The sequence below is a fragment of the Enterococcus sp. M190262 genome (assembly GCF_005843965.1).
Taxonomy (GTDB): domain Bacteria; phylum Bacillota; class Bacilli; order Lactobacillales; family Enterococcaceae; genus Enterococcus_D; species Enterococcus_D gallinarum.
The window spans coordinates 2,645,200-2,663,453 of sequence record NZ_CP040461.1 but is presented as its reverse complement, the minus strand read 5'-3'; the positions used below and the strand labels follow the sequence as shown (position 1 = coordinate 2,663,453).

Below are 18,254 nucleotides of genomic sequence, written 5' to 3'. Positions count from 1 at the left end.
ACAAACCTATCTAAAATAGCTAAAGTAATATTTATTCAGTTGTGAGGGGTTCGCTTGCAATTGTTTCATGATTGTTCGCTCCAAACTGATGTAAGATTGTCCTAAGTATAGGTTGAACTTTGAAAGTTGTCAATGATTTTTTCTTATTTTTTTCATTTCACTGGTTTTCATTTATTTTTTTCTGCGATTTTCACTGGTAGATTCGGTTTTCTAAAGGTCGTCTTCAAAGAATAGTAATAGATCTTGCAAACGAAGCTGCGCTTTTTCTGCTGCGGATAAATCTTTCACGATCTGCCCTTTACGAAGCAAGATCAATCGGTTGCCATATTTTAGAGCATCTTCCATGCGATGAGTGATCATCAAGCAAGTCAACTGTTGTTGTTCCACTCGATCTGCAGTGATTTGCATCAACTGTTTAGACGTTTTCGGATCCAATGCCGCAGTATGCTCGTCTAAAAGCAGCAATTTTGGGGTCTGGATCGTTGCCATCAAAAGACTCAATGCTTGGCGTTGCCCACCAGATAAATTTCCTGTTGGTGTATCCAAATGTTGTTCGAGCCCGTTGCCCACTTCTTGACATAATTGGTAATAAACATCTTTTTGTGCTTGTAATTGGCGCAAATGCAAATTCCTTTTCTGTCCACGACGTTGCGCCAACAATAGATTTTCAGCGACGGTCATTCGCGGCGCAGTGCCCATTTTAGGGTCTTGAAAGACTCTTGACAAGTAAGCAGCTCTTTTTTCTTCTGACAACTGCGTGACATCTTGGTCATCGATCAAGATCTGACCACTAGTAAGTGGCAGTGAACCGGATATACAATTAAACAATGTACTTTTTCCAGCACCATTGCCGCCGACTACAGTCACAAATTCCCCTGGTTGCAGTTTTAAATCTACTTTCTGTAAGAGCGTCTTCTTTTCATGAGGACCATTGCCAATGATTTTGGTTGCTTTATTGATCGTTAACATCATTCATCCTCCTTTTCGAAACCCGTCCGCAAGTGCAGTGCATTTTTGAATTGCGGGATCAATAGACAAAGCGTCAAGACGATCGCCGAAAAGATTTTTAAGTAAGTAGTATCAAAGCCAGCTCTGATCACAAATAGGATCAACAGCTGATAAATGATACTGCCCACAACAATCGCTACGAGCCGCTCCAATAATGTTAGTTCGCCAAATAATACTTCACCGATGATAATCGATGCTAACCCTATTACAATGACCCCGATTCCTTTACTAACATCTGCGTAACCATCATTTTGGGCGATCAATGCCCCAGATAATGCAATCACTCCATTGGAAACAACTAAGCCAATGATCTTCATAGTGTCTGTGTTGATCCCTAGTGATTTAGCCATATGCTCGTTGTCTCCTGTAGCAATATAGGCTTGCCCAAGATTGGTATGGAAAAAGAATAGCAAGATAGCCCCGATCACTAATACCATCACTAATCCGATCAACACAGTATCAAAGTAATTAGGCAAATTTAGCTTCGTGAAGAAATTTTGGATTTTTGGTTGATTCAATAGAGAAAGATTTGGCGAGCGCATCACAAACAGCATCACTGAATTTAGTCCCGACATCACAAGGATTCCAGCTAGAATTACTGGGATCTTGCCTTTCGTATATAAAAGACCAGTTACTAATCCGGCACACATCCCCGCACCTACCCCTAAAAGAGTAGCTACTATCGGTGAGACACCTTGCGTGATAGCAGTCACACAGACCGCGCCGCCAAGAGGAAAAGAGCCCTCAGTAGTCATATCTGGAAAATTTAAAATTCGATAAGTCATAAAAATACCTAACCCAAGAATCCCCCAAAGGAATCCTTGCCCAATCGCTGAAACGATCATTTTTTTTCCTCCTCGTTACTTGTTTTTCTATCTGTCTTCCAAACCCCTGTCCTGTCAACAAGAAGTTTCTGTCAGGACACATACTCCTTAAAAGCAATAGATTTTTTTCTTGTTTCTTTATGAAACGTTAGTTAGCATTGCTATAACCCTTTTAAGAGCAGCTGTTTCAATAGTTAGTCTGTGCTTGATGTTGTTTCGGTCGCTTCGTCAGAAATGAGTCTGGCTTTTTCTTTGAGTGCTTCTGGAATAGTGATGCCAAGAAATTCAGCTTGCTTTTCATTAATGACCGTATCGCCATCTTTAAAAGTATAGATGGGGGTTGTTGCTGGATCAGATTCCCCTTTTAAGATCGCAGCCGCCATTTTACCTGATTGGACACCTAAGCTAAACTGATTTTGACCCACAGTCGCCAAGCCACCTTGTTGCACCATGGTTTCTGCAGAGGTGATGATTGGTGTTTTCGTTTTGTTTGCTTCTCCGACAACCGTCTGCATCGCATTGGCAATCGTATTATCCAATGGGATAAAAATGAAATCGACGGTTTCTGCCATCACCTGTACCGTCTGAGCAATTTCATTGCTTGAAGGAACTGCATATTTTTTTGACGTCAAACCATATTTTTCTGCGGCCGCTTCTGCTTCTGCTGCTTGATACTTGGAGTTATCTTCTGTTGAAGAATATAAGATACCAACTGATTTTGCCTCTGGCATCAATTCTTGGGCTAATTCAAACTGAGCAGCTACTGGTGTTTTATCTGATACTCCAGTGATATTTCCTCCAGGTTTATCCATATCAGCCACTAGATTGGCCCCAACCGGATCGGTCACCGCGCCTAAAACGATTGGCACATCCTTAGTAGTATTAGCCAATGCTTGAGCAGCAGGTGTTGCTATCCCTACTAATACATCAGCGCCTTTGTTCAGCAATTGCTGACTCATGGTCGCTAATTTACTTTGATCCGCTTGGCCATTTTGAAATTCGATTGTTAAATTATCCCCTTCGGTATAACCCGATTGTTTTAACCCTTCTTTGACGCCTCGAGTGATTTCGTCGAGCGCTTCATGACTGACAAATTGCAGAATACCCACCGTTTTGTGTTCTTTTTTTGCTGTTTGATCCGTAGGTTGTTCAGCGGATTCTCCTGTTTGTTTTGCTCCCATTTGGTACCCAAAAGCCGCCAATAAAAATCCAAAAATAACAATAACTGCAGCAATTAATCCTTTGTTTTTCATTTTTAACTCTCCTCGCTTCTTTCTCATTTTTTTGTTTATACTTGAGAACTAAAAAAAGCAACTGCCGACAATCCGGCAGTTGCTTCAAGCAAAAACCGCATAGACTAATCGTTCTATGCGGTGAAAGATTCATTTACCAGCATAGATACAGCACTTTAGAAGGTTCTCTAAAAAGTTGTATCTATGGATTGAGGTCCACCAATACAACTATCTACGCCAGTTTTGCCATGAATTTGATTGCAATGCGTAAAATAGTCTCATATTAGCTCCTCCTTTTTCCATTTGTTTAACTTTGTTTCACTTAGTTTAGCGTATTGATAAAAGAACGTCAATAACTTTTATTCAAATTGTCAGATTTTTTCTTACTCTGCTAATTTGCGAATATTCCACATTGGTAACCGATTCAATTCAGGAATAAATTCTTCTGCAGGATCTTTAAGTGATTGATAAGTAAACCGATTTTTCTCTTGTCCGTTTTCAAAGAAAACAAAGGTGATCTCATTTGCTTTTACACCGTAAGTATCTAAAAAAGACTGTGTATCATATACGATCGGATAATAGTACACGGATCGATTCATTTCATTCTCTTTATCATTAAACAATTGAAACACTTCTGCCAACTCTTCGCCATTCGGTTTACTAAACATCACAGAAATGGCTTTTGTGTCCCGAATCGTCTGATCTGCTTCTGCATATTCTAATGGTTCGATCTTATCAGAAGGCAATTCTTCAAAAGCCATCTTGTGGATCAGCGATGTTTTGATCCTCGTTTGAGAAGTAATAATCACTACAGCAAATAGCACAGCAAGTAGAATACCCATACCTAAATAATACATGGTCTTACGCTGATTTTGGTAGACACTTTGGACAAAAGCTTCCCAGCTTTCTCGCATCTTCTCTTTTACCAACTGAAAAAAATTCTCGAATCGCTCCATCCTAAACCCCGCCCTTTTCATCTGCCATCAACCTTATCTTTATACTAGCAAGATGTCTTTGGAGCGTCAAGAAACTTCCCATATAACTTCCCATATTAAGTAAAATTCGATAAGATAGAGAAAAAACCAAAGGAGTTAGTCATGGCTGATCTTGCTGAACTTTTAATGGATAATGCAATCCCCATTTTAGATTTAATCGTCGTTTGTCTGAATCTGCTTTCAATTTTAGTGCTTGTGTGGGGAGTTGTAAAAGCTGGTTTTGATTTTATTCGTTTTGAAATAAAAGCGAAAGACCGTATGAGTGCGGCCAGAGAAAACAATTTTATTCGAAATTTTCTCGGCAGTTATGTTTTGCTTGGTTTGGAGATCTTGATTGCTGCAGATATCATTGAGACCATCATCCATCCGACATTTGCCGATATCGTCCGCTTAGCAGTAGTCGTAGTCATTCGAACAGTCATTTCCTATTTCTTGAATATGGAGATTGAAAAAGCCCTAAAGGATGCACAAAACAATAAAACGGACTCTTAGTGAATGCTTCAATATATCCTAAATCTGATGGGGTATGTCCTGCTTGGATCAGGATTGGTCTTTCTGGTTTCTTTTCGTTATAATAGAACTACTCGATTCAATCTAGATTTGTTAATCTTACTTACCTTTATCGGTCAAATGTCTTGACCTCAAAAATTGAATGAGAAAAAAGTTTGATAAAACAGAAATGAGGGAAACAAATGTCCTTCGATGGCATCTTTACCCACTTGATTGTTCAGGAATTACAAAATGAACTCGTCAATGGTCGAGTGAATAAAATTCACCAGCCTTATGAGAACGAAGTGATCTTCGTGATTCGTTCTCAAGGGAAAAATCACAAATTATTGCTATCTGCCCATCCGAGCTATGCTCGGATTCAATGTACACAAGCTACCTATACCAACCCAGAAACACCTCCAACATTTTTGATGATGTTACGGAAGTATTTAGATGGCGCAATCCTGGAAACGATTGAACAAGTTGCGAATGATCGAGTCGTTCATTTCCATTTTACTCGTCGTGACGAATTAGGCGATTTACAAAACTTTGTTTTGATCGTTGAATTGATGGGCAGACACAGCACGATTCTCTTAATGAATCGGGCAACCGGTAAAATCGTTGATACGATCAAGCACATTGGCCATTCGCAAAATACGTATCGTACCTTGCTGCCAGGGTCCCTTTATCTTGCTCCGCCAAAACAAGACACTGTTGATCCGTATACACTCAATCAAACAAAAGTCTTTGAAATGCTGTCTCGTCTAGAAGAATTGTCGCCCAAAGTCTTGCAGCAGACTTTTCAAGGATTTGGCAGGGATACGGCAGATGAGCTGGTATCTCGTCTGAAAGAACGGCCAAATGAAAAAGTAACCGTTTGGGAAGAATTTTTTGCCGAGCTAGCGGATCCTGTTCCTACCTACTTGAAATCCGGGAACAAAGAATTCTTTACTCCGGTCCCCTTTCATTCACTGATGGAACAAGCGGACTGGCAGGAAACTTACCAGAGTCTAAGCGAATTGCTTGATGCGTTTTATCATGAAAAAGCTGACCGTGACCGAGTAAAACAGCAAGGCAGTGAATTACTGAAAAAAATCGACAATGAGCTGAAGCGAAACAAGCACAAGCTAGAAAAAAGACAGCAAACTTTGCGAGAATCTGAGAATGCGGAAGAATTCCGTCAAAAAGGCGAGCTTTTAACGACTTTCATGGCGCAAGTCCCTCGCGGTGCAAGCGAAGTGGAATTAGCCAATTACTATGATGAGAACAAACCAATAAAAATTGCCTTAGATCCGGCCTTGACACCCAACCAGAACGCGCAAAAATATTTCCAGCGTTATCAAAAGCTGAAAAATGCTGTCAAACTGATTCATCAGCAAATTGCTGAAACAAAAGATGAGATCGCCTATTTGGAATCAGTTGAAGCACAGTTGGAAATTGCCGCACCGAAAGATCTTTTGACGATTCGCGAAGAACTTGCTGCCCAAGGATATGTCAAAAATCGGACGAAACAACGGAAAAAACAAACGCCCTCGCAACCGGAACGTTTTCTCTCTTCTGATGGAACGGAGATTCTGGTAGGCAAAAACAATCTGCAAAATGATCAGTTAACATTAAAAACGGCACGTAAAACAGATTATTGGCTCCATACGAAAAATATCCCCGGGTCTCATGTGATCATTCGGTCGGATTCACCTAGCGAAGAAACAATCTTGGAAGCCGCAGAATTAGCTGCCTACTTCTCGAAATACCGCCACTCCGCACAAGTACCTGTGGATTTGGTACAAGTCAAACATATTCGCAAACCAAATGGTGCAAAACCAGGCTTTGTGATTTATGAGAACCAGACGACTTATTATGTAACGCCTGAGGAAACAATTTTGGATTTAAAGCAAAACTAACGCTGTTCTTTTGCTGATTTTCCAAAAAAATGGGCGAAGAACAAAAAAATGACCCGCTTACATGTCTCTAACACACAGCCTTCTCGTCAATCGCTGAGAATGGGTGGATAGAACAAATCCGTAAGCGGCTCATTTTTTATGGAAAAATACTTGGAATCGCTAAGAAGCTCTCGGACACATCAGCCAAGCCATTTCATCGAAACAACGCTAGTCCAGATGACTGATCAATGGAATCGATGCATTGTTGGTGGTTAAAAAGTATCATTTTGATCAATCATGCGCTTATTTTCAAAATCAAAATGATAGAGCTTTTCCCAGTGATTGATATTCAATGTCCCTTTCGTTAACCGAATGGCAAGAAAACAACAGCCTTGATCCGCTTCATCATTAACTTCATCGTACCAAACAAACGCCTTGCGAATTTTCTTTCTCAATTCCGCATTTTTTGGGTCCAAGACCCATCCTAGATTTTCTCCGAAGCCATTAGCGGTAAACCATTCGCCACAGACTGCGATAGAAACTTCGGGATTTTCTTTGATTTGCTGGATTTTGTTGGAGCTTTCATGGGTCGATACATAAAAGACACCATTCTCATAATAAGCATCGACATCCCGCACCATAGGACGAGGCAACCCATTTTCACCGCAATTGCGCGCAATCGTTGCTAAAGAGATCAAATTATCTTTGTCGTTACCAAACTTTTCTTCCAGTAATGTCAGGCCCTCTTCATAATTCATCATTTGTTTTTCCTCCTTGAAAATTTTCTCTTGTTTTAAAAGGAATCCATAATTCGACAATCATGATCTCCGCTTGCGATTGTCGATAAAGCTCAGGAAAAAAGCCATCCGCTATCAAACCGTGTTTTTTTAGCCAAAAACGAGTATACCTCATTGCCTTACCCATCCCGACGATCATTTGTGCTTTAGTCGTCTCAAAGCTGCAAACAACATAGTCACGGGCCGGTAATGTCCAGCTTGTCAGATGGCTCATGTCTTTCTCATATCTTCCAGTGACAGATTCTGCCCCGACAAAATAACTGGAATGACCTGCTGGTGCCTCTCCAGGATAGGAAACACCAATGAGCGTCTCTGCTCGCAAAAATGGATGATTGGCGCAAGCGTGAAAAAAGTCTTGCCAAATCTTTTCAACTGGATCTACGCCGGTTCTTTCTCCTAGCATTTTGCCATACTTGAAAGGATAATAACCAACGATACCATTGAAAACCCGCGGCTGATCCATTGTTTTCTGCTGTATTGCTAAGACGACTCCTTCACTGATCAACGGTTCCCCTTCCTCTACCACAATGTGGCTAAGGGATAAATCTGGTTTATCGAAATTTTGTAATGGGAGCAACTGTTTCTGATAGTGTGAAGGTGAAATGCCATAAACTTCTTTAAACGATCGCGAAAAAGAAATAGGATTATTGAATCCAACCTCCAGCGCAACATCAATGATTCGCCGTTGCTGTTCTTGTAAATAGGTGGCTGCTACAGCCAAACGGCGTAACTTGATATACTCTCTGACTGAGGATTTGACTAATCGCGTGAATAAACGCTGATAATAAAACGGCGACAAAGCAGCAACTTTGGCTAACTCATCAATTTCGATTGTCTCAGCTAAATTTGCTTCAATATGGTCCAATGTTTTCTGTATGGCTTCCCATGCATGCATAGAAGTCTCCTTTCTCACACTATAAAACAACTAAAAGAAAAAAGCTTAACGACCTCTGCTCTTTTTCCTAAAAAAGATTCGATTGTGCTTTCGTTCACAATAGCTGGTATTTTTAAAAGGATTTTCGTGTATTTTCCACTATTTTAGCATAATTCGATCGCTATTGTCTGATGATCCCGGATTTAAACCAACAAAAAAGACGAATAAATCGTCTTTTTTGTTGGCCATTAAAATTTATTTTCAGAACGACTATCTAGCGCCAAAAGGTTTGACAATCCGCTTTGTCTTCCATATTAAAACGGATAATGTCGAAGATCAGCTTTTCGTCAACCGGCTGATCCCATAAAATACGAAAAATGTTTTTTGTTTGTGAATAGCCACTTGCTTCAATGCGGATATTGAACAAGGCCATCGTTTTCACTTCTGGCGAGACTGAGAAATGTTTCTTCGAACTGCTAATCCCCAAGATGAAGGTTCCATGATCCGTAAACATCGGCTGGTTCCAAGCAATTCGAGTCTGCAAATCCGGGAATTCAGTTAATATATGTTCAAATAATGGCTCCAGGACTTTTCGCTGTGCCTCTGACAATTCTTTTGTTAGGTACTCTTGAAACTGATCCATTTCGTAGCCTTCCTTTCGTTCGCTAGACCATCAGTAAAAGTAGATTGGTCGGTCTTTTCGATCCTGCAATGGACGATTATTGTTTTCCAAAACTTCTTCACGAAATTCCAGAATAAAGCGACGACTCATCTCGCCTACCCAGTCAAATACAAACCAGTTGATTGGACCTTTAGTTGGAGGAGTTGTCAAAGAACCTACATAGTGAAAATGGTGGGTCATTTCCGGTAAAAACATCGATGGGTCAAACCATTGGGTATGGTTTTTGAAATCCCAAATACTATCATCTTGCTGATTACAGATCCAGTTTAATTTATCTGTTAACCGGAACAAAATACCGACGACTAAGTTTTCTCCTTGTTCATTCATATGTACCAAATGAAATTCAAGTTCTTGCTGCTCATCATCGATGATATGCTCAGAAGGCATATGAAAATGAATATCCGTTAGGTAGTAATTGATGCCTTGAAAGGTCACGTAACTTTCTTTATTGTATGGAACAAAATGAATCGTATTTTTAAATTCTTTTTCAGTAAAGCGTTCCCGATGGTAATGGAAGCTTAAATCCTCATCGACAGGTTCCTCTGTATCGTCATGGTAAAGCGCAATGGGCGATTGCAATGGAAACTTTGCTCCTTCAGCATACCAGTCACACAATGTGTGCCAATACTCAGGACCATTCTCCCCAGAATAACTCCATGGAACATCCATATTTCTTTTCAATAAAACTGCCTCCCTATTGAAACTGGCTGCCTTTCAACTGCCAGATAACTTTTGATGAATCGTCTCAAATCGTATCAGAAAAAAGATAAAAATAAAACGAATATGCTCTTGGATCACTCCAGGCATATTCGTTGTTCTTATTTACCAGTCCAAGTTTGAGGTGACTGTTTCCATTGCTGCAGCAATGCAATATCTTCTTTTCCGATATAGTCCATCTCTAATGCAGTATCGATCATTGTTGAATAGTTGGTCAACGTCACTAATGGCAGCTGGGCCTTTTCAAAGTTGGTTAATCCCTGCGGCAATTCATAGGTAAAGATCGCTGCCACCCCCAGAACATTTGCCCCTTCGCGAGCGGCTGCTTCGCAAGCTTCTAACACACTGCCGCCAGTAGAGATCAAATCTTCGATCACAACCATTTTCTGACCTTCTGTGATACGTCCTTCGATTTGGTTTCCTTTGCCATGATCTTTGGCTTTGCTGCGGATATAGACCATTGGCAAATCAAGAATATCTGCCACCCAAGCGGCATGAGGGATCCCAGCAGTAGCTGTACCCGCAATTACTTCGACGTCTGGAAAGTGTTCTTTGATTTGCGCAGCCAAACCACTGGCAATCGCTTTACGTACAGCAGGGTAACTCATTGTCATACGATTATCACAATAAATCGGGCTTTTGATGCCGCTTGCCCAAGTAAAGGGTTCATTTGGACGTAAAAATACTGCTTCAATTGTTAAAAGGTCTTTGGCAATTGCTTTACTGATTTCTGTCATTGAATAGCTTCCTTCCATGCTTGTTTAATTTCCTGGTAAGTATCAAAAGGTGTTGCAGATTGTGTGATTGGTCGACCGACAACAATCGCAGAAGAACCAATTTGTCTTGCTTTTGCTGGTGTGACGATTCGTTTTTGATCTCCGGCATCACTACCAGCCGGACGAATTCCTGGGGTTAAGCACATAAATTCAGGATTGGTAGCTACCTTGATGGCAGCAGCTTCTTGGGCGGAACAAACCACGCCAGCTAATCCTGCTTTTTCTGCACATTGAGCATAATGACGCACGCTTTCTTCTAAAGAAACAGAAATTAGCTGTTCTTGCTGCATTTGTTCTTCGCTAGTAGAAGTCAGCTGTGTGACAGCAATCAATAGCGGCACATTTTGGCCTTCCTTGGTTCCATTTTGCAGTCCCCGCCTTGCTGCTATCATCATCTCAATACCACCCGCCGCATGAACATTGGTGATCGCGACCCCAAGATTTGCCAAACGTGTCATGGCCCGCTCGACGGTATTGGGAATGTCGTGAAGTTTTAAGTCTAAGAAGATATCATGGCCTAAATCTTTTAAGCAGCTGACGATTTCTGGTCCTTCTTGATAAAAGATTTCCATACCGACTTTGACGAATAATTTTTCTGTTTTAGGAAATTTCTCTAAAAAAAGCTCAATTTCTTTTTTGCTTGGAAAATCCAAAGCAATAATTGGTCGTTCAATCATCTTAATGCCCCTCTCTTACTTCCTTGATCAACTGTGCCAAAGATTCGATACCTAATTCTGCCATTCGTACAGGCAATTCTTCGATCAACTTGGGACAAATATAAGGATCGGTAAAATTTGCGGTACCAACTGCTACTGCACTCGCTCCAGCTAAATACATTTCTAACACATCATCAACCGTCATCACACCGCCCATGCCAATGATTGGCAACGAAGAAACTTGTGCCACTTGTTTGATCAAACGAATCGCCACTGGCTTGATGGCTGGGCCTGAGAGCCCCCCGGTCTGGTTGGCCAAAATAGGACGTCGTGTCTTCAAATCAATGCGCATACCCAATAACGTATTGATCATCGTGAAACCATCGGCACCCCCCGCCTCGATTGCTTTTGCAATGGGTACGATATCGGTCACATTTGGCGATAGTTTGACATAGATTGGCACTTGCGAAACTGCTTTGACCGCTTGGGTCAGTTCTTTCGCCACTTGAGGATCGGTACCAAAAGTAATACCACCATGTTTGACGTTTGGGCAGGAAACATTTAATTCAATGGCTTTTACATTCGGCGCTTGACTGATTTTTTGACAGACAGTGACATAATCTTCTTGAGTGGAACCAGCCACGTTTGCGATGATCGGCAGATCTGGATGCTTTTGCGCTAACTCTGGCAAAATGTCTTCCATGACTACTCGAAGGCCAGGATTTTGTAAGCCAATCGCATTCAACATGCCGCTTGGTGTTTCAGCCACTCGCGGTGTTGGATTGCCAAAGCGTGCTTCTGGGGTCGTGGCTTTGATCATGACGGCACCGAGCTGACTGATATCATAATACTTGTTGTATTCTGCGCCAAAACCAAAACAGCCACTAGCCGGCATTATGGGGTTTTTGAGAGACAACCCCGGTAATTCAACAGCTAAAACCACTTAAATAACCACCTTTCCAGCTTGAAAAACAGGGCCTTCGTCACAGACTTTGACACTTTTGGTCCCTGTTGGATCATCGGCTTTATGACAAACACAAGCATAGCAAGCACCGATCCCGCAAGCCATGCGAGATTCCAATGAAAGTTGCACATTCGGACAGTCTTGGAAAAGTTGTTCAACCGTTTTTAACAAGCCATTGTTGCCGCAGGCAAAAACAGCCGCAGGTTTGCTATCGGCTGCTAACAATAGATTACCGACATTCCCTTGAACGCCATAGGTGCCATCATCCGTTGCGATTCGTGTATCCCCTAGAGCTTGAAACGCCTTTTCGTAATACATGACTTCCGAACTAGCAAATCCCAAAAAATGAATCGTCCGTACACCTTTTGCGACTAATTGTTTAGAAAGTTCGTAGAGTGGCGGAACTCCGATACCACCACCTACGATAAAAACAGTCTCATCTTTTTGTAAATCTTCGATATGAAAGCCATTCCCTAGAGGGCCTAAAACATCCAGTTGATCCCCGCTTTGCAGATGGGCAAACCGCTTGGTCCCCTCCCCTTCTGTCCGATAAATGATGCGACAACTTTGGCTTTCTTGATCGATCCAGCTAATACTGATTGGTCGTCTTAAGAGAAAGGCATCATCCGGCACTCGAATATGCAGAAATTGTCCCGGTGTGGTCATTTCTTGAACGAGAGCACCAGAGAGAGTCATCTCGTAGATTCGCGGTGCGAGCATTCGCTGTTTTGTAATGGTCATTCGTTCTTGTTTCATGAGCTGTTTTCCTTTCTGACTGCTAGATTGCTTTCGTTGAAAAACCTCTTGATTCCATTACTTGAAGAATGGCATCAGCGGTGTCTAACGAGGTGAAGAGCGGCACCCCATGCTCGACTGCTTCCCGGCGAATAATAAATCCGTCTTCAGTGGCTTTTTGCCGATTTTTGTCCATTGTATTGATCACCACTTGTGTCACGCCTTTTCTGATGAGATCAACGACAGTTTCATCTTCTGTTTCCGAGATTTTCGCTACCCGGGTGACTGGCAAGCCATAGCCTTCAAAGTAATCGGCTGTTCCTTTTGTCGCTAAGATCGAGAAGCCGATTTCGAAAAAGCGCGCAGCCAACACGGCGGCCTCTGCTTTGCTTTCATCCGCTACGGTAAAGAGAACTTTCCCGAATTCCGGAATATGCAAACCAGCTGCTTCAAAAGCTTTATATAAAGCTTTTTCTAAGTTTTTGTCTGAACCCATGACTTCACCGGTTGATTTCATTTCCGGACCTAAGTAAGTATCGACTTTTTGTAACTTGGTGAAAGAAAAGACCGGTGCTTTGATATGAACTTCGTTTGGTGTTGGATAAAGGCCATCACGGTAGCCCAGATCCGCCAATTTTTCTCCTAAAATCGCTTTTGTCGCGATCTGTGCCATAGGAATCTCTGTGACCTTGCTCAAAAATGGAACGGTTCGGCTGGCCCGAGGATTGACTTCAATGACGTAAACTTTTTCCTCGTGGATAACAAATTGAATATTCATCATTCCGACACAATTCAATCCCAATGCTAACCGTTTCGTATAGTCTTCGATGGTGGCAATCGTTGCGTCAGAAAGGTTTTGCGGTGGATAGACTGCCATCGAGTCACCTGAGTGGACCCCTGCTCGTTCGATATGTTCCATGATTCCCGGAATCAGAACCGTCGTGCCATCACAAATTGCGTCAACTTCACATTCTTTCCCTACTAAGTACCGATCGACTAAAACAGGATGTTCGGGAGAAGCTTTTACTGCATGCTTCATATAATCTTCCAGATCCGCTTGGTTCTCAACGATTTCCATTGCCCGACCACCTAAGACATAACTCGGACGAACAAGGACCGGATAACCGATGCGATTAGCGATCGCCACTGCTTCCGTGGTATTTGTAGCAGTATCTCCTGGGGGTTGCGGAATAGCTAATGCCTGTAACGCTTGTTCAAAGAGATCACGGTTTTCAGCACGATCGAGGTCTTCGATACTCGTACCTAAGATGCTGACTCCTGCGGCAACTAATGGCTCCGCCAAATTGATCGCTGTTTGACCGCCAAATTGAACAATGACCCCAATTGGTTGTTCCAGTTCGATCACATGCAAGACGTCTTCTAGTGTCAATGGCTCAAAATACAATTTATCGGAAATCGAGAAGTCTGTCGAAACGGTTTCCGGATTGCTGTTCATAATAATGGCTTCATAGCCCGCAGCCTGAATTGCTTTGACCGAGTGTACTGTTGCATAATCGAATTCCACACCTTGACCGATGCGGATCGGCCCAGAACCTAAGACTAAAACAGATTCTTTTTCACTGCGAACACTCTCGTTCTCAAACTCATACGTACTATAAAAGTAAGGCGTTGCCGACTCAAACTCGGCAGCACAAGTGTCTACCATTTTGTAGACGGGAAGCAACTGATTTTCCTTACGGATGTCTCGAATCTCTTGTTCTGTCATCTGCCATAACTCAGCAATTTTTTTATCGGTAAAGCCGTTTTGCTTCGCTCGTTTTAATGTTGTAAAATCTTGGCTGTTGGCAGCAAGTTCTTGTTCGATTTCATAAATGTGCAGCATTTTATCCAAGAAGAAAAGATCGATTTTAGTCATTTCGTTCAATTCTTCAATGGAATAGCCGCGGCGAATGGCTTCCATGACATAAAATAAGCGATCATCTTGCGCTTTGATCACCTTATCGATCAAGTCATTGTCTGAAAGCTGTTCTAATTCTTTCATTTCAATATGATGTGTGCCGATCTCCAATGAACGCACAGCCTTCAGCAAAGATTCCTCGATATTCCGACCGATAGCCATCACTTCACCGGTTGCTTTCATCTGTGTCCCTAAACGGCGTTCGCCGGACTCAAATTTGTCAAAGGGCCAACGAGGGATTTTGGCTACCACGTAATCCAATGCCGGTTCAAACTCGGCATAAGTTGTTTCTGTGACAGGGTTTTTCATTTCATCTAATGTCAACCCAACAGCAATCTTTGCTGCTAGCTTCGCAATCGGATAGCCAGTTGCTTTACTTGCTAAAGCAGACGAACGGGAAACCCGGGGATTGACTTCGATCACATAGTAATTAAAGCTGTGGGGATCAAGCGCTAATTGAACATTACAACCGCCCTCGATTTTCAATGCGCGAATGATTTTTAGAGAAGCATCACGCAACATTTGGTACTCATGATCGGAGAGTGTTTGACTCGGTGCAAAAACGATCGAATCACCTGTATGGATCCCGACAGGGTCAAAGTTTTCCATGTTGCAGACAACGATCGCATTATCGGCTGAATCCCGCATGACTTCATATTCGATTTCCTTATAGCCGGCAATACTGCGTTCGATCAGACATTGCGTCACTGGTGACAGTTTTAGACCATTCTCAGCAATCACTCGCAATTCCTCTTCATTATTACACATACCGCCTCCAGTACCGCCAAGGGTAAAGGCTGGACGAACGATGATTGGATACCCAATCTTAGTTGCAAAAGTAACTGCTTCTTCCACTGTTGAAACGATCTCCGATTCAGGAATCGGTTGATTTAACTCTTCCATTAATTGTTTGAATAGATCACGGTCTTCTGCTTGATCAATCGCTGCTAATTTGGTTCCTAACAACTCGATTTCCAACTCATCCAAGATGCCGGAATTGGCTAATTCCATCGCCATATTCAAGCCGGTTTGACCGCCTAATGTTGGCAAGATCGCATCCGGACGTTCTTTCCTTAAAATCCGGGAGACAAATTCGAAAGTGATTGGTTCAATATAGACTTTGTCGGCAATTTCTTTATCGGTCATGATCGTTGCAGGGTTCGAGTTGACCAGCACAACTTCATAGCCTTCTTCTCGCAACGCTAAGCAGGCTTGCGTTCCTGCATAGTCAAATTCGGCTGCTTGGCCAATAATGATCGGTCCAGAACCGATAACCATGATTTTCTTAATATCTGTACGTTTTGGCATTTAGTTCTGCTCCTTCCATGCATCGATCATTTCTAAAAATTCATCAAATAAATGTACACCATCATGAGGTCCCGGTGCAGCATCTGGATGATACTGAACACTAAATGCTGGGTAGCGACGATGACGGACACCTTCAATGGTTCCATCATTGACTTCCACATGAGTGATGATCAGTTTCTCTTGATCAATCGATGCTTCTGCTACTGCAAAACCGTGATTTTGTGAGGTGAAATCAATTCTTCCTGTAGCGATTTCTCGAACGGGATGGTTCAATCCTCGGTGACCGAATTTCATTTTGTAAGTATCAGCGCCATTAGCTAAAGCAAACAACTGATGTCCTAAACAGATACCGAAAATCGGTACTTTTCCTTGGATTTCTTGAATCATTTTGATGGCTTCAGGGAGGCTTTTCGGATCACCAGGTCCGTTGGTCAGCATGACACCATCTGGCGCGAGATCCAAAATTTCCTGAGCGGTGGTATTGTAGGGTAAAATCGTCAGATTACAATTTCGTTGAGAAAGTTCTCTTAGAATGCTGTGTTTCAAGCCAAAATCGATCACGACGATATTCCGTCCTGTTCCTGGACTTGGATAAGGCTTTGAAGTTGAAACTTGTGCCACTTGATTGGTGGGCAAAACGGCTGCTTTCAATTGATCAAAGGCATGAGCAAATTCATCATTGGCATCCACAATACTAGCTTTCATCGTTCCAAATTGGCGGATTTTACGAGTCAAAGCCCGAGTATCGATTCCTGCGATTCCCGGAATGTTTTTGCGCTTTAGAAATTCGTCTAAGGTCAATTGTTTCCGCCAGTTGCTGGCTACACGAGCATGTTCTTTCACTACAACACCTTTACAAGTGGGAGCGATTGATTCATAGTCATCGCGATTAACACCGTAATTTCCCACCATTGGGTAGGTAAAGGTGATGATCTGACCGTTGAAACTTTGATCCGTAATGGTTTCTTGATACCCTGTCATACTAGTGGTAAAGACAATCTCGCCATAGACATTGATCTCTGCGCCAAATCCCTCACCTTCAAATAATGTGCCATCTTCCAAAATCAACCAGCGTTTCATAAAATCCCCCTACCTTTTTGCCAAACTAATTTTCCATTGACCAATGTATGGGTGGTATCCCCATATAATGGCCAGTTATTAAATGGTGTGTTTTTTCCTTTCGAAAGAAATTGATCCGAATCGACAGTATAAGCTGTCTCTAGATCAAAAATCGCGAGATCTGCCGGAGCTCCCACCATTAATCTGCCAGCTTTCAATCCAAAGATTTCAGCAGGCTTCTCGGTCATCCAAGCCACCGCTTGTTGGAGTGTAAAGCGGCCCGTTTTGACAAAATGCGTATAAATCAATTGAAAAGCATATTCTGAACCGACGATTCCAAATGGTGCTTTTAAAAAACTTTGCATTTTTTCGTCATAGCCATGTGGCGCGTGGTCTGTTGCGATACAATCGATCGTCCCATCCAGTAATCCTTCGATCAATGCCTCGCGATCTGCTCTACCTCTAAGCGGCGGATTCATTTTCCAAAATCCTTCATCGCCAGGGATATCTTCATCGATCAAAAGCAAGTGATGGGGGGAAACTTCTGCCGTCACATGGATTCCTGCTTGTTTGGCTTCACGTATGACCCGCACACTTTCTTTTGTCGAAACATGGCAGACATGGTAATGGGCCCCGGTTTCTTCTGCCAGCAGTACATCCCGGGCAATTTGTGATGCTTCTGTAGCACTAAGAATCCCCGGCAAGCCTAATTCTGCTGCTCTCTTACCCGCATGCATCACACCGCCAAATAACAGAGAGTCATCTTCTGTATGCGCCACTAATGCCATCTGGTTTTTGGCCGCTTCTTTCATCGCCAAGTACATCGTACCAGCAGTTTGGACGCCAACGCCATCATTGGTGAATGCAAAAGCGCCGGCTTCTTTCAATGCTTTTTGATCCGTTAAAACTTCACTACGTAATTCTTCTGTGATCGGTGCATACTGCAAAACATGAACCACGGCGTCTTCTTGGATACGTTGGTAGACTTGTTGCAATTTTTCTGCGGTATCTGGCACAGGATTTAAATTTGGCATGGCACAAACCGTAGTGAAACCGCCACGAGCGGCTGCCATACTTCCTGTTTTGATCGTTTCTTTGTATTCAAATCCTGGCTCTCTGAAGTGAACATGAACATCCACTAATCCTGGAGTGATCAGTTGTTGCATTGCATCGATCACTTGATCGAACCCTGTTTCTGAAAAAGTCGTTCCGATCGCTTGGATGATACCATCTTCGATCCAAATTTCTGCAGGGATACAATGATCACCGTCAGCGATGATCTTTCCGTTCTTAATGAGTGTTTTCATGTTGCTTCCTCCTCTATCTCTATTGGTCGCGTT

17 protein-coding genes are annotated in these 18,254 nt (G+C 42.4%); 2 read left to right on the top strand and 15 right to left on the bottom strand.

Going from position 1 to position 18,254, the window contains the following annotated elements; genetic code table 11:
* Positions 1-210: 210 nt before the first annotated feature.
* From FE005_RS12490 to FE005_RS12470, 4 genes are all read right to left on the bottom strand, one after another.
* Entirely contained in the window at positions 211-969 is a 759-nt protein-coding gene (locus FE005_RS12490) for an ABC transporter ATP-binding protein (protein WP_103300872.1), read from the bottom strand.
* A complete protein-coding gene (locus FE005_RS12485; RefSeq protein WP_138371876.1) occupies positions 969-1,853 on the bottom strand; it encodes an ABC transporter permease in 885 nt (294 codons plus the stop codon). The genes FE005_RS12490 and FE005_RS12485 overlap by 1 nt, the downstream gene beginning before the upstream one ends.
* A gap of 173 nt (positions 1,854-2,026) precedes the next feature.
* Positions 2,027-3,085, bottom strand: coding sequence for a tryptophan ABC transporter substrate-binding protein (trpX, locus tag FE005_RS12480; RefSeq protein WP_005473151.1), 1,059 nt, complete (start codon positions 3,083-3,085; stop codon positions 2,027-2,029).
* A gap of 362 nt (positions 3,086-3,447) precedes the next feature.
* Positions 3,448-4,020, bottom strand: a complete 573-nt coding sequence (locus FE005_RS12470) for a hypothetical protein (RefSeq protein WP_138371875.1) — start codon at positions 4,018-4,020, stop codon at positions 3,448-3,450.
* A 141-nt stretch (positions 4,021-4,161) separates the two neighbouring features.
* On the opposite strand from FE005_RS12470, the gene FE005_RS12465 reads away from it, so the two are divergent.
* On the top strand, positions 4,162-4,551 hold the full coding sequence (locus FE005_RS12465; protein WP_003126597.1) for a DUF1622 domain-containing protein: 390 nt from the start codon (positions 4,162-4,164) through the stop codon (positions 4,549-4,551).
* 200 nt (positions 4,552-4,751) lie between these two features.
* Positions 4,752-6,449 carry a fibronectin-binding protein EfbA gene (gene efbA, locus FE005_RS12460; protein ID WP_138371874.1) on the top strand — a complete coding sequence of 566 codons (1,698 nt, stop codon included), beginning with the start codon at positions 4,752-4,754 and terminating at the stop codon, positions 6,447-6,449.
* Between the two features lie 251 nt (positions 6,450-6,700).
* Here efbA and FE005_RS12455 read toward each other — a convergent pair whose 3' ends face one another.
* From FE005_RS12455 to FE005_RS12405, 11 genes are all read right to left on the bottom strand, one after another.
* Complete coding sequence (locus FE005_RS12455) at positions 6,701-7,189, bottom strand: pyridoxamine 5'-phosphate oxidase family protein (protein WP_138371873.1); 489 nt, start codon at positions 7,187-7,189, stop codon at positions 6,701-6,703.
* Complete coding sequence (locus FE005_RS12450; protein ID WP_103300877.1) at positions 7,176-8,120, bottom strand: AraC family transcriptional regulator; 945 nt, start codon at positions 8,118-8,120, stop codon at positions 7,176-7,178. Before FE005_RS12450 ends, FE005_RS12455 begins: the two co-directional genes overlap by 14 nt.
* A gap of 253 nt (positions 8,121-8,373) precedes the next feature.
* Complete coding sequence (locus tag FE005_RS12445) at positions 8,374-8,742, bottom strand: iron chaperone (RefSeq protein WP_138371872.1); 369 nt, start codon at positions 8,740-8,742, stop codon at positions 8,374-8,376.
* Positions 8,743-8,772: 30 nt separating this feature from the next.
* Positions 8,773-9,450 carry a carbonic anhydrase family protein gene (locus FE005_RS12440; RefSeq protein ID WP_034704506.1) on the bottom strand — a complete coding sequence of 226 codons (678 nt, stop codon included), beginning with the start codon at positions 9,448-9,450 and terminating at the stop codon, positions 8,773-8,775.
* A gap of 149 nt (positions 9,451-9,599) precedes the next feature.
* Positions 9,600-10,235, bottom strand: coding sequence for an orotate phosphoribosyltransferase (gene pyrE, locus FE005_RS12435; RefSeq protein WP_005473159.1), 636 nt, complete (start codon positions 10,233-10,235; stop codon positions 9,600-9,602).
* The gene (pyrF, locus tag FE005_RS12430; RefSeq protein ID WP_138371871.1) at positions 10,232-10,951 is read right to left on the bottom strand and encodes an orotidine-5'-phosphate decarboxylase; all 720 of its coding nucleotides are present in this window, start codon (positions 10,949-10,951) and stop codon (positions 10,232-10,234) included. Before pyrF ends, pyrE begins: the two co-directional genes overlap by 4 nt.
* Before the next feature lies 1 nt (position 10,952).
* Positions 10,953-11,825, bottom strand: a complete 873-nt coding sequence (locus FE005_RS12425; RefSeq protein ID WP_060814368.1) for a dihydroorotate dehydrogenase — start codon at positions 11,823-11,825, stop codon at positions 10,953-10,955.
* Between the two features lie 48 nt (positions 11,826-11,873).
* Positions 11,874-12,650, bottom strand: a complete 777-nt coding sequence (locus FE005_RS12420; protein WP_003126606.1) for a dihydroorotate dehydrogenase electron transfer subunit — start codon at positions 12,648-12,650, stop codon at positions 11,874-11,876.
* A gap of 22 nt (positions 12,651-12,672) precedes the next feature.
* The gene (carB, locus tag FE005_RS12415; RefSeq protein WP_138371870.1) at positions 12,673-15,855 is read right to left on the bottom strand and encodes a carbamoyl-phosphate synthase large subunit; all 3,183 of its coding nucleotides are present in this window, start codon (positions 15,853-15,855) and stop codon (positions 12,673-12,675) included.
* Positions 15,856-16,935 carry a carbamoyl phosphate synthase small subunit gene (locus FE005_RS12410; protein ID WP_003126609.1) on the bottom strand — a complete coding sequence of 360 codons (1,080 nt, stop codon included), beginning with the start codon at positions 16,933-16,935 and terminating at the stop codon, positions 15,856-15,858.
* Positions 16,932-18,221: a dihydroorotase gene (locus FE005_RS12405; protein WP_138371869.1), complete on the bottom strand. Its 1,290-nt coding sequence runs from the start codon at positions 18,219-18,221 to the stop codon at positions 16,932-16,934. The genes FE005_RS12410 and FE005_RS12405 overlap by 4 nt, the downstream gene beginning before the upstream one ends.
* Between the last annotated feature and the right edge of the window lie 33 nt (positions 18,222-18,254).

Coding starts and splice junctions, on each gene's coding strand:
- pyrF (WP_138371871.1), bottom strand. CDS start 10,951: ATGATTGAACGACCAATTATTGCTTTGGATTTTCCAAGCAAAAAAGAA.
- FE005_RS12445 (WP_138371872.1), bottom strand. CDS start 8,742: ATGGATCAGTTTCAAGAGTACCTAACAAAAGAATTGTCAGAGGCACAG.
- FE005_RS12455 (WP_138371873.1), bottom strand. CDS start 7,189: ATGATGAATTATGAAGAGGGCCTGACATTACTGGAAGAAAAGTTTGGT.
- FE005_RS12465 (WP_003126597.1), top strand. CDS start 4,162: ATGGCTGATCTTGCTGAACTTTTAATGGATAATGCAATCCCCATTTTA.
- FE005_RS12405 (WP_138371869.1), bottom strand. CDS start 18,221: ATGAAAACACTCATTAAGAACGGAAAGATCATCGCTGACGGTGATCAT.
- FE005_RS12410 (WP_003126609.1), bottom strand. CDS start 16,935: ATGAAACGCTGGTTGATTTTGGAAGATGGCACATTATTTGAAGGTGAG.
- pyrE (WP_005473159.1), bottom strand. CDS start 10,235: ATGACAGAAATCAGTAAAGCAATTGCCAAAGACCTTTTAACAATTGAA.
- FE005_RS12450 (WP_103300877.1), bottom strand. CDS start 8,120: ATGCATGCATGGGAAGCCATACAGAAAACATTGGACCATATTGAAGCA.
- FE005_RS12490 (WP_103300872.1), bottom strand. CDS start 969: ATGTTAACGATCAATAAAGCAACCAAAATCATTGGCAATGGTCCTCAT.
- FE005_RS12440 (WP_034704506.1), bottom strand. CDS start 9,450: ATGGATGTTCCATGGAGTTATTCTGGGGAGAATGGTCCTGAGTATTGG.
- trpX (WP_005473151.1), bottom strand. CDS start 3,085: ATGAAAAACAAAGGATTAATTGCTGCAGTTATTGTTATTTTTGGATTT.
- FE005_RS12470 (WP_138371875.1), bottom strand. CDS start 4,020: ATGGAGCGATTCGAGAATTTTTTTCAGTTGGTAAAAGAGAAGATGCGA.
- FE005_RS12485 (WP_138371876.1), bottom strand. CDS start 1,853: ATGATCGTTTCAGCGATTGGGCAAGGATTCCTTTGGGGGATTCTTGGG.
- efbA (WP_138371874.1), top strand. CDS start 4,752: ATGTCCTTCGATGGCATCTTTACCCACTTGATTGTTCAGGAATTACAA.
- carB (WP_138371870.1), bottom strand. CDS start 15,855: ATGCCAAAACGTACAGATATTAAGAAAATCATGGTTATCGGTTCTGGA.
- FE005_RS12420 (WP_003126606.1), bottom strand. CDS start 12,650: ATGAAACAAGAACGAATGACCATTACAAAACAGCGAATGCTCGCACCG.
- FE005_RS12425 (WP_060814368.1), bottom strand. CDS start 11,825: ATGCCGGCTAGTGGCTGTTTTGGTTTTGGCGCAGAATACAACAAGTAT.